The organism is Gracilibacillus alcaliphilus, assembly GCF_016909015.1.
Lineage (GTDB): Bacteria > Bacillota > Bacilli > Bacillales > Amphibacillaceae > Gracilibacillus > Gracilibacillus alcaliphilus.
Genome location: NZ_JAFBFA010000048.1, coordinates 18,873 through 31,269, shown reverse-complemented (window position 1 = coordinate 31,269; position 12,397 = coordinate 18,873). Strand labels below are relative to the sequence as shown.

The 12,397-nt window shown below is 41.1% G+C and carries 10 protein-coding genes; all 10 read left to right on the top strand.

From position 1 onward, the window contains the following. Window positions 1-117: 117 nt before the first annotated feature. The 10 genes from JOD18_RS22440 (at window position 118) to JOD18_RS22395 (ending at window position 12,396) form a co-directional block, all read left to right on the top strand. The gene (locus JOD18_RS22440) at window positions 118-1,590 is read left to right on the top strand and encodes a sodium:solute symporter family protein (RefSeq protein ID WP_204671536.1); all 1,473 of its coding nucleotides are present in this window, start codon (window positions 118-120) and stop codon (window positions 1,588-1,590) included. Between the two features lie 13 nt (window positions 1,591-1,603). Next, window positions 1,604-2,836, top strand: a complete 1,233-nt coding sequence (locus tag JOD18_RS22435; RefSeq protein WP_204671534.1) for an AGE family epimerase/isomerase — start codon at window positions 1,604-1,606, stop codon at window positions 2,834-2,836. Between the two features lie 62 nt (window positions 2,837-2,898). After that, complete coding sequence (locus tag JOD18_RS22430) at window positions 2,899-4,143, top strand: neutral/alkaline non-lysosomal ceramidase N-terminal domain-containing protein (protein WP_204671532.1); 1,245 nt, start codon at window positions 2,899-2,901, stop codon at window positions 4,141-4,143. Further along, complete coding sequence (locus tag JOD18_RS22425) at window positions 4,140-4,907, top strand: glucosamine-6-phosphate deaminase (protein WP_204671530.1); 768 nt, start codon at window positions 4,140-4,142, stop codon at window positions 4,905-4,907. The genes JOD18_RS22430 and JOD18_RS22425 overlap by 4 nt, the downstream gene beginning before the upstream one ends. Next, complete coding sequence (locus JOD18_RS22420; RefSeq protein WP_204671528.1) at window positions 4,897-6,045, top strand: N-acetylglucosamine-6-phosphate deacetylase; 1,149 nt, start codon at window positions 4,897-4,899, stop codon at window positions 6,043-6,045. The genes JOD18_RS22425 and JOD18_RS22420 overlap by 11 nt, the downstream gene beginning before the upstream one ends. Window positions 6,046-6,048: 3 nt before the next feature. Next, window positions 6,049-6,801, top strand: coding sequence for a sugar isomerase domain-containing protein (locus tag JOD18_RS22415; RefSeq protein WP_204671527.1), 753 nt, complete (start codon window positions 6,049-6,051; stop codon window positions 6,799-6,801). Between the two features lie 28 nt (window positions 6,802-6,829). After that, a complete protein-coding gene (locus JOD18_RS22410; RefSeq protein WP_204671526.1) occupies window positions 6,830-7,954 on the top strand; it encodes an ROK family protein in 1,125 nt (374 codons plus the stop codon). 802 nt (window positions 7,955-8,756) lie between these two features. Further along, window positions 8,757-9,755 (top strand): TAXI family TRAP transporter solute-binding subunit, encoded by a 999-nt coding sequence (locus JOD18_RS22405; protein WP_204671525.1) that lies wholly within the window; start codon window positions 8,757-8,759, stop codon window positions 9,753-9,755. A 108-nt stretch (window positions 9,756-9,863) separates the two neighbouring features. Further along, a complete protein-coding gene (locus tag JOD18_RS22400; RefSeq protein ID WP_204671524.1) occupies window positions 9,864-10,406 on the top strand; it encodes a DUF1850 domain-containing protein in 543 nt (180 codons plus the stop codon). Beyond that, complete coding sequence (locus tag JOD18_RS22395) at window positions 10,399-12,396, top strand: TRAP transporter permease (protein ID WP_204671523.1); 1,998 nt, start codon at window positions 10,399-10,401, stop codon at window positions 12,394-12,396. Before JOD18_RS22400 ends, JOD18_RS22395 begins: the two co-directional genes overlap by 8 nt. Window position 12,397 lies beyond the last annotated feature (1 nt).

Below are 12,397 nucleotides of genomic sequence, written 5' to 3'. Positions count from 1 at the left end.
TAATAAATCCCCCCTACGAAAAGTAGGAGGGAACAATAAATAACGGTTCAAGAAAACCTTGAACCGTCTGAATCGGCGAATGCCGAGAGTCTATTTTAATTAAAAGGAGGAACTGAAATGGCTGGGGTGGATTGGTTTGTTATTGTGTTATTTATGCTGTTGATGGTAGCAATCGGATTCTTTTCGTATAAAAAAGTAAGCGGTTCTAAGGATTTTTATGTTGCTGGCGGTAAGCTTCCATGGTGGCTGGCAGGTATTTCTCACCATGTATCTGGGTACAGCGGCGCCGTATTTGTTGCTTATGCTGGGCTTGCCTATACACACGGATTCAGTCTCTATGTTTGGTGGGCACTCGTTATTGTGGTAGCAGTAATTCTTGGAGCATTTACGATGGCTCCAAGATGGTCAAGGCTAAGGATCAATTATCAAGTAGAGTCACCTACAGAATATTTGAAAATTCGTTATAATGTCCCTACGCAACAGCTAATGGCTTGGTGCGGCGTATTACTGAAGCTATTTGATGTCGGGGCAAAATGGGCTGCGATTGGTATTTTACTTTATGTTTTTACCGGTATTCCAATTGTCTATGGTGTTATTATTTCAGGTGTGGTCTCCTTAATTTATATTACGATTGGAGGACTATGGGCAGATATCTGGACAGATTTAGCACAATTTATTATTCAAATGGCAGCCGGATTTGTCATGTTCTTTGTGGTACTAAGCCGTTTTGGCGGCGGATGGGAAGGGTTTACCGGAATTTGGTCAGAACTGCCGGCATCTCATGCGCAGCCATTTCTTGAACCGTATACCATTTGGTATGTGATCTTCTATTTCTTTGTCGTATTTTTGAGCTATAATGGCGGAACATGGAATTTAGCAACCAGGTATCTTTCATCCCCTAATGCAAAAGCAGCGAAGAAAAGTGCCTTATTATCAGGTGCGCTCTACCTGGTAGTACCTATCTTCTTATTCTATCCGATGTGGGCGGCACCATTAATCTTACCTAATTTAGAAGATCCGACTCAGTCATATGGCATGTTAGCACAAGAATTGCTGCCTGCCGGTTTGATTGGACTGGTGTTAGCAGGATTATTTGCGGCGACGATGTCGATGACTTCTTCTGACGCGAATACTATCTCGGCGGTTATTACGAGAGATATCTTACCTGTTGTCTCAGATAAGTTCAAAGGCTTAAGCCAAAAAGAATCATTGCGGGTTGCACGTATTACCACCTTTATTTTCACGTTTTTAACACTTATTATCGGGATTCAAAACGAGCATTTTGGCGGAGTCTTAGGACTGATCATTTCTTGGTTTGGCGCCTTGGTAGGGCCTATATCTGTTCCGATGCTGCTTGGTTTATTTCCAGCATTTAAACACTCTGATTCAAAAGCTGCTTTTACATCTATTATTGCTGGGTTGTTTATGTTCGTTGTCACCAAGTACCTCGTTACCGTTCCGTTATCGATAGAGATTGGTGCACCGGTTATTGTATCGATCATTGTGTTCCTTGGAATGGGCTTGCTGAATAGAAATAAAGCTGTCAATCCAGAAGTAGAAAAACTAGTTCAAGCTGTAAGTAAAGATTAAGGCAGGTGATCGTATGAGAACAGATGACTATCTTCAACATCTCAACCAGCAGTTATTACCTTTTTGGAACCAGGCGATCGATCAAGAATATGGGGGAGTATTCACTTGTTTTACAAATGACGGCAGTGAATTGATCAGCCAAAGAAAATATATTTGGTCACAGGGGCGTTTTCTTTGGCTGGCTGCTAAATTAGAACAATTACAACAGCAACATAAACAATTGGATAGATATAACTGGAAATCGGTGGCAGAGCAGACTTATCATTTCTTAAGACAGCATGCCTTAATGGAGAACCAGCATGTCGTATTTGCGGTAGAAAGAGACGGCCGGCATATCCCAACGGAAATGGATACGAGTATTTTCGCTGATTGTTTTTATGTGTTAGGCTGTAATGCTTATGCAGCAATGCGAGAGGATCATGACATCTTTCGTCATGCCCTCTCCATCTATCAGACGATTAAAAAACGAATTGCAGCCAACACGTTTAAATCAGAGCCTTATCCAATTCCGGAAGGCTATCAATCACATTCGATACCGATGATTTTATTAAATGTAGCCCAAGAATTGTTTGGAACGGCAGTGGCGCTCTCACTGAAGGATGTAGATATGCTGCATGCCGACCAACTTTCATACTTGAATAAAATATTAGATGAGTTGACAGTAGAGCAACGGATTATGGAAATGAAACATATTGCGGGAGCGGGTGATACCTTATTAGAACGGCATGTAAACCCAGGTCATACATTAGAATCGATTTGGTTTATGATTCATTCTCTGCAACTGCTGAATCAGCAAGACCCATCCATTTTTGCTAAGTTAGAGCAAATGGCTCGTTTTGCATTAGAGGCAGGTTGGGATTCGCAATATGGAGGATTACTGCGCTTTGTCGATCATAGTGGAGGAAAACCATGTGGCACACTGATCGATACCCCTTATGAGCAATTGATCATGGATACATGGGATATGAAATTATGGTGGCCTCATGCCGAAGCGTTGTATACAACAAAGCTATTAGCAGAGCTAACGAATAAGCCAGAGTGGGAAAAGCGGTATCAACAAATGGAGGCCTATACCTTATCGACATTTCCCAACCCAAACCAAGAGGTTGGTGAGTGGATTCAAATCCGCAGTCGGAATGGTACTCCTCATGATAAGGTAGTAGCTCTTCCAGTGAAGGATCCATTCCATATTATTAGAAGTTTTATCCTTTTAGAGGATCTTTCAATAAAAATGCTGCATCGATGATGGTCTTTTACCGGATTTTGGAACACATATTTTTAATCACAGGAACAGAAAGGGAGATGTAGATGCAATTAGGGGTTAGTAAGATAGATATTACACCAGACGTTCCGATCGAGATTGCAGGGTTTGCCCACCGTCAAGGAGCAGCTGAGACTGTTTATTCGCCATTATGGTTAAAAATAAGCTATTTTCAAGGGGAAACGACAAGTTTTGTATTGATTGCAGCTGATTTAATTTGGTGGGATGATCAGTGGGTTATGCAACTAAAAAAGCAAATAGCCGATCTTTATCAGCTTGCTGAACACCAAATTTGTTTTCATGCGACACATAGTCATTCTGGCCCGCAGACATCTGATAAGTTTAGTGTTAAGCTGGGCAGAAGAGACCGTCATTATTTAGGGCAATTGCAAGAATCGGTCTTACAAGGAATAGCCGAAGCAAAGCAAGATATCGAAGAGGTCTTATTTGCCAAACAAACAGCCAGTTGCAAATTAGGGATCAACCGCCGCCGGTTCATTGATCAACAAATAGTGATGGCCCCTAATAGTAATGGATCTACAGACGACACTATTTCGGTGATTAGCTTTCAAACGGTACATGGTAAGAAAAAGGCGATTTGGCTCCATTACAGCTGTCATCCAACCGTTACCGATGCCAATCAGGTTTCTGGTGAATTCTGCGGGGCGGCATGTGCCGAAATAGAGCAGATTTATCCGTCAGCTGTGGTTGGGTATCTGCAAGGATTTTGTGGAGATATTAGACCTAATCTGGTGGAAAGTCAGACGTTTATTCGCGGTACTGTGGAGGATATGGATCAATTCGGTGCTGCATTTGCTTTAGCTGCCTTACAACTGCTAGAGCAGTCTGTCCAGTTTGTCCCATTAGCAGCCGAGGTGAAGGTAATCGAAGTGGACATAAACGTACCATTGGATTATACGACAGATCCACAACCGCCAGATGAACTGGCTAAGGAATGGCGGGAATTAGTCAAACATTATCGCGAAGATACGATGAAATTGCAATATATTCGAATAGCTGAGGAATTACAGTTGTTTACCTGTAATGGGGAATTGGTACATGCATATGGCTTATTTTTAAGAGAAATAGATTCCAACATTCTTCCTTTAGGTTATGCGAACGGAATGATAGGCTATGTGCCTACGGCTGAACAAATAACAGAAGGCGGCTATGAATCCTATGACTCTATTTTTTATTTTGGCTTACCTTACCCATTTTCACCAACCATAGAAGAACTGATGAAGAGAAAAATGAAAGAATTATATGATCAAGAAAAGGAGAATGTGACATGATAAGAGATAATGCAGACAAGCTGATGTATTATGTTTGTCAAGATCGACAGGAAATGGGGTCAGTAGCAGCCAAGTTAGCAGCTGACAAAATTAAACAAGCATTAACGGAAAAAGAAGAAGTGCGAATTGTATTCGCAGCGGCTCCATCCCAGCTGGAATTTTTAGAGGGATTAACACAAGATAATTCGATCGACTGGTCTCGAATTGTTGGATTTCATATGGATGAATATGTTGGACTAACTGATTATCCGGATCAGCGTTTTGCCTTATTTATTCAGAAGTATATTGCAAATAAGGTGCCGCTTAAAGCGATGCATTATTTCGATTCCTTGGCAGATCCTGAGGAAGAAGCAGAACGATATACAGCGCTTTTGCAAGAGGCGCCAATTGATTTAGTCTGTTTAGGGATTGGGGAGAACGGTCATATTGCTTTTAACGATCCGCCTGTAGCTGATTTTGACGATCCGGTATTAGTGAAGCAGGTAACTCTGGATCAGATATGCCGACAACAGCAAGTAAATGATGGCTGCTTCCCAGCAATCGAAGAAGTACCACTAACTGCATGGACATTAACGATCCCGGCCTTAGTTTCCGCTCATTCCATGGTTTGTGTTGTACCAGGTGAGCGCAAGGCACAAGCCGTTTACGATATGTTACAAGGTGATATCAGTACAGCCTGTCCTGCTTCTATTTTGCGCAAACATCATGATGCCCATTTGATTGTTGATACCGAGGCGTTTGGAGCTATTGCTAATGAACGGTAAGCTAACGGGATACAATTATCAAACGAATCAATTAGAAATGATTGTATGGGAAGAGGGGGTCATTACCGATATTCAGCCAGTCACAAAACCAGCAGATCCGGAAGTTATGATTGCACCTGGATTGATCGATATCCAAGTTAATGGGTACCGTGGAATTGATTTCAATCATGAAGCCCTTCATGAGCAGGAATGGCAGACCGTTATCAAAGAAATGGCAGAGCACGGAGTGACGACATTTTATCCAACCGTAATTACGAACTCATTTGAAAAATTGGCAGCCATCTTTCAGGATTCGGCCAAATCCCTCGCTGCTTTAGATATTTCAACGATTGGCGGATTCCATTTGGAAGGGCCATATATCTCGGCGGAAGACGGCCCGCGTGGGGCTCATCATAAAACACATATCAGGCCGCCTGACTGGCAGGAATTTAGTACTTTACAGCAAAAAGCAGGCGGCCGCATCAAATTAGTGACACTGTCCCCTGAGTGGGAAGAGGCACCCCGTTTTATTGAACAGGCAAAGCAGAGTGGACTTGTAGCTGCTATTGGTCATACAGCTGCTACTAGTGAGGAGATCGATAAAGCGGTCAAGGCAGGAGCGTCACTGTCCACTCATCTTGGTAATGGGGCACATGTGCTGCTGCCTCGACATCCTAATTATTTATGGGATCAGTTGGCAGAGGATAGTCTGACGGCTTCTGTGATTGCTGATGGACATCATCTTCCCAAACCTGTCTTAAAGGTAGTGCACCGTGTAAAAGGAGAGCAAATGATTCTAGTCAGTGATAGTGTGGCATTGGCAGGATTAGCGCCAGGAGCCTATACTTCCCCAGTTGGAGGAGAAGTAATATTGACGGAATCAGGCCGGCTGCATTTAAAAGACAACACCAAGCTGTTAGCAGGATCGGCAATGAATCTTCTTCAAGGTATCCAATATCTAACCAAAACAGGCATTACCCATTTTGCCGACGCTTGGAATAAGGCCTCGCTTTTTCCGGCCAAGCTATTGAAGCTACCTCAACAAAAAGGTATATCGATCGGGGCTCCGGCGGATTTAGTTGTATATGATCGATCTTCAGGTCAAGTGATGGAGACGTATAAACAAGGGATATCATTATTTAACAGAAGGGAAAGATAACGGATGCAGTTGATGTTAGATTATTATCAAGAAATTCAATCCTATTTAGAGGAGATCATCAATACAGAAACAGAACATATTCATCAGGCAGCTGCGGCTGTAGCAGAGCAAATCGCCCGTGACCAGCCCTTTTTTGTATATGGTCCTGGCGGGCACTCCAATCTGGCAGCACAAGAAGTATTCTTTCGGGCAGGAGGCTTGATGCACGCCAATGCCATTTTAGATGAAGGTACATTACTTAGTGGTGGTGCTCTTCGATCCATGGCAATGGAAAGAACGCCCGGCTATGGTAAAATAGTGATGGATCATTATCAAGTTGGCGAGGGAGATTTATTGGTTCTAGTTAATGCCTATGGAATTAATACAGCAACAATTGAATCGGCATTAGAGGCAAAAGAGCGAGGAACCAAGGTGATCGGAATTTCATCTATCGAACATGCCGAGAGTACACCTGCAGATCATCCAGCTCGCCATCCATCGAAGAAAAATTTACATGACATAGTTGACATCCATGTGGATTCCAAAGTAAAAGTAGGTGATGCCGTGCTTTCCATTGACGGAATAGAACAAAAGGTAGGAGCAATCTCAACCTTTGTCAATGCCTTTATTATGAACAGTCTGACGATGGAAGCTACTAGATTGTTACAAGCACAAGGGATTGAACCGCCTATATGGAAAAGTGGCAATGCTTCAGGAGGAGATGAGTGGAATCAACAATTCCTAGGGCGTTTCCAAGGCGAGATGAAGCATTTGTGATGTCAGCCGTTCCAAGGAGTGCATCGATGTGTCAAAAGGAACTGGTATTTTGAGAGAGGTTAACAAGCGTAAACTGCTCTCTTTAGTAAGGCAGCTCAAGAGAACATCAAGAAAAGATCTTGTAGCCCATATGGGCGTAAGCAAAAATACCGTCTCATTAATAGTAGAAGATTTAATTGGTACAGGGATGATTGAGGAAGTAGGGGTAAGAACCCGTTCTGCCAAGGGCAGACCGAAGATTATGTTGCAGCTAGCAGAACAAGCATATAAATCGGTTGGTGTATTAGTCAATGAAGATAATATTCAAGTGACCGTTATGCACTATAATGGGAATATCTTAGAAGAGCGGAAAAAAGACTGCTCGTGCAAAGACATCAGCAAGGCGAAAGAAGCGATCGTTTCGGAAATTAAGGATATGCAAGCAAGACACGGCCAGATTTTGGGGGCGGGCATTGCTATTCCTGGTATTGTCAATTCTGACCAAGCGATTGTATATGAATCGTCCAGATTAGGGTGGTTCAATGAGCCATTCGACTTAAAGAAGGAATTTGATCTGGATCTGCCTATCTTTATCCAAAACAGAGTAAGAATGAATGCCTTGCAAAGTCTGGAACAAACGGGAACAATGGCAGACAGCATCTTCTTTCTTCAAGTAAGTGAAGGGGTTGGAGGTGCCTTTGTCAAGCAGCACCAGCTATTAAGCGGAGGCAGCTGGACGGCTGGAGAGGTCGGCCATATCCCTGTATCGGAACATGGACCGCAATGCCCTTGTGGTCAGACAGGCTGTTTAGAGGTCATGATTAGCGAATTGGCCTTTTCTAAACGGCTGGAACAGATCAACGAGAAAAGACTGGATTTGCCATTGACCTCATTCATTCCCGATCAGGTGGCTGACATTGCAGCTGATTTTGGCAACAATCTGGGCAAAGCCTTAATTTATATTATGCATTTGATGAACCCAGACCAAATTATTATTGATTCACCTTATAATAAATCGAAGGCATTTACTGATGCTTGTCTAGAAAAGGTTCAAAGTGATGCCTTACGGATTCCGGCTGCCATGACAGAGATTACGTTCAGCGAACATAAGTATGACCAAGTAACAGGGGCTGCTTTAGCGGTATTTTTTGATTTTGAACATGGTAAGTTTTAGTTACAATAGATAAACCGTCAAATTTATCCCAGAGCAATTGTCCATCAGCCCAGCTTAAAACCTGCAGGCTCAAAACTAAAATAATGAAATTCATTCGATTGTCAAAACAACAAGGCTGTTGCAAAATGCAATATTTACATTTTGCAACAGCTTTTTGTATTAGATGATTCTGTTTGATGTATATTCAACTTTCATACCCATAGACAAAAACCTACACCTTATTATTGGGTAATTCGTTCTCCTATATTACCTTGCTATTATTTTGACAGAATAAGGGTGCGAAGATTCGCTTCGGCCAACCACTCCGCTTTTTGTGGGCACGGCCTCAGCTAACTTGAAAAAGAAGAACATTTTTCAAGTGGATCTTCGCCCCGTGCTGTTCCCACAGAAGTCTTCGCGGTTGGCCTGCGCTAGGAAATAGTTCCACACTCATGCAAGAAATAGCATCATAACTGTATAGTCCCTAGATCAGCTTATCTGATTACTTTTTATGGAAGCATTCTATCAAGGAAAATGGACAACATCATTATCAAGGTTTCTTTCACTTATATATCTCCAATCAGTGAGGCAACATAATGGTCAACTATCCTAACGCCTGTTAGCTGAAGAGCATGCCCCTCGGAATATGAAATGTTATTTTTTGGAAGGTCCTAATCACTGAGTTTCTTACTATGAAAATAAACGATAAAGAATCTTTAAAACTAGTATATAAAGAGCAGATTTTAATTTTCTAGAATGATTTGGCTCATAAATTCATAGTATTATACCCATACTTATAATTAAACAGGGGGTATCTACTTTTATGAAATTAAAGAGTTTATTATTTATGTTTATTTCCCTGCTTGCCATGTCTTTATTTTTAGTTGCATGTGGAAGCAATGAATCAGAGGTTGATGAAGATGGTGATACAAGTTCAAGTGATGATGCACCTGAATTTTTAAGTTTACTCACCGGTGGAACAAGCGGTACTTATTATCCTCTAGGGGGTGAAATGGCAACAACCATAACAGAAGCAACAGATATTCAAACAGATGCCCTATCCTCCAATGCATCTGCTGATAATGTAGTTGCCTTACAAGAGGAGGAAGCAGAATTAGCATTTGTACAAACAGATGTAATCGATAATGCGGTACAAGGCATTCAAGCCTTTGAAGGGAATAAAGTTGAAAATGTGCAAGCCATTGGCTCACTCTATCCTGAAACAATTCAAATTGTAACCACAAAAGATTCTGGAATCAGTTCTGTTGAAGATTTGGCTGGCAAAACAGTATCTGTTGGTGCACCTGGATCAGGTACCTATATAAATGCAGAACAAATACTAGAAATCCATGGTATGTCTATGGATGATATCGAAGCACAAAATTTGGATTTTGGTGAATCAACTGGTGGCATTCAAGATGGTAATATTGATGCAGCATTTATTACCGCAGGTACTCCTACTGGTGCTGTGGAGGGCTTAGCTGCAACAGTAGATGTTTCTATTGTTCCAATTGCAGAGGGGAAAATTAATGAATTAATTGAAAAATATCCATTCTATGCACAGGATACGGTGGCTAAAGGTACGTATGGATTAGAAGAGGATGTCGTAACAGTAGCAGTCCTTGCAATGATTGCAGTCAGAGATGATATTCCAGAAGATACTGTATATGACATAACGAAGGCAATCTATGAAAATGCAGACAGTATGGCTCATGATAAAGCTTCGCTCATTACACTTGATACTGCGTTAGATGGTATTGGTATTGAAGTACACCCAGGAGCACAAAAATATTTTGACGAACAAGGTATTAGTGCAGAATAAGTAGCCTCGCTGCTATTCTCCATTTATTGAGACGGCTGCCTATTATAAAAAAGATAGCAGCCGCTCTTTCTGTTTTGATCGATAAATCCAAATTCGGGTGACTGTCTGATGAGACGTAAATTCATAATGTTTAGTATCGGTATAGCTTTGCTTGTTACGTTTTTTGTGTCCGTTTTCATTATTCCTTTTAAAACGGCATTAATTTTTTATCAAGAGAATACAAATCATATAAGCGCTTTTTTACCGATCGAAAAGGGGGAAGTATTTCAAATCATTTTTACCCATTCTATTCATCTAACAGATGTTGTCGAAAAGTATAAAATTACAGATGATTTAGGGATGGAGCAATTTGAAATAGTTTATGAACATTTTGGAATTGGAATGCCTTCTAATGCATTAGAAGGTGAAGAGTTTGTATATGAGGATGGAAAATACCATGTCAAAAACTTAGACAACTTTTTCCCATCCCTGAATATACGTAATGGAAAAACTGTTTCAGAAAACCGTCTAATCTGGGGCACTGCTGACGAACCAGAGAATGGTCATATGGTCTGGTTTAATCAATATTTCGAACCAGGAGCTTGGTTCCGATTAAAGGTAGAAAAGCTTACCTTATGGAATTATTTGAAAGGAGTGAGAATACATGAGTGAAGAGAATAAGGTAAATGAAGTTACTGCAGAACAACAACAAGCATTATTAGAAAAGTATGATGCCGAAGCCAATACAAGAAACTTACAAGGAATCATGGCAAAAACAGTCTTCGTTATTTTAATTGCCTTCTCCTTGTTTCAAATATATACAGGGATTTTTGGACAATTTACCGCCTATTTACAACGAACGGTTCACCTCGGATTTGCTTTAGTGCTTATATTTCTCCTGTTTCCTGCTATTCGGAAGAAAAAAAAGAATTCCATACCTTGGTATGATTACTTACTAGCTGTAATTTCTATTGTAGTATGTGCATATTGGCCGGTTTATTATGACACACTAGTTCAACAAATTGGAGGTATTCATCATGTACAAATGATAATTGGAGGGATCGCCATCCTTCTAGTATTAGAAGCATCACGGCGTGCTGTTGGTTTTCCTATTACGATTATTGCGGTTCTTTTTATTTTGTATGCTCTATTTGGGCCGCAAATGCCAGGGATGCTGATACATCGAGGGCTTAGTTTGAACCAATTAATTGGATCCATGTTTTTTACTACAGAGGGGATTCTAGGGACACCATTACAAGTATCTTCCACCTATATTTTCTTATTCCTGTTATTTGGGGCATTTCTTGTTCAAACAGGGGTGGGTCAATATTTTAATGATTTAGCAATTGCGATAGCTGGTAAACGGACAGGCGGACCAGCAAAGGTAGCGATTTTTTCTAGTGCGCTAAATGGTACGATTTCTGGGAGCTCTGTTGCTAATACAGTAACAACAGGTTCTTATACTATTCCCATGATGAAAAAATTAGGTTATCGCAAAAATTTCGCAGGTGCAGTGGAAGCAACCGCATCTACAGGTGGACAGATTATGCCGCCAATCATGGGTGCTGCCGCATTTTTGATGATTGAATTTGCAGGGGAAAGCTACTGGAATATTGCCAAGGCGGCCGTTATACCTGCTATTTTATATTTTGCTGGTATTTGGATTATGACACATCTTGAGGCAAAACGAACAGGACTTCATGGATTGAAGGATGAAGAAATACCCAATAAAAAAGACGTGTTTAAGAAGATCCATCTTCTTTTACCCATTCTCGCTATTGTATTGTTTCTGTTCCAAGGGATAAGCGTAGAGAGAGCCGCGCTCTATGGGATTTTAGCAACTGTTATTGTCAGTCTTTTTAGAAAAGATACAAGAATAACGCCAGGGAAATTTATCCTAGCACTGCAGCAAGGTGCAAGAACTGCGTTAGGTGTAGCAGCAGCAACGGCATGTGCAGGTATTATTGTAGGGGTTGTTACAAAGACAGGTTTAGGTTTGAAATTAGGCAACGGTCTTGTAAATATCGCGGGTTCTGTTTCCTTTTCACCAGAGTCACAGTTATTACTTACTTTGTTTTTTACCATGATTGCTTCGCTTATTTTAGGGATGGGTTCACCAACAACCGCCAATTATATTATCACATCAACCATTGCATTGCCTGCTATTTTAGCTTTAAATGGCAGCTTAGAGGTGGCTATTCCTGTATTAGCTGCCCATATGTTTGTTTTTTATTTCGGTATCCTTGCTGATATCACCCCACCTGTTGCACTGGCCGCATTTGCTGCAACTGGAATTTCAGGCGGTGAACCGATACGTACCGGCTTTAATGCAGCTAAACTGGCTATTGCTGCATTTATTATTCCATATATGTTCGTCTTAAACCCGACCTTGCTGATGATGGAAGGAAGCTATTTAGATGTTGCTTGGGCAGTCATTACAGCCGTACTGGGGATGCTAGTAATTGGAGCTAGTATGATTGGATTTTGGTATCGGAAAATTCACTGGACAGAACGAATTATTACGCTTATAACCGGTTTACTGCTGATATATCCTGAAGGTATTTCTGATATTATTGGGCTTGGGATTTTCATCGTTTTATTTATCATGCAGTTGCTCACAAGAAAGGATAAGAAGGATAAACTACAGCATGCAGGTGCATAGG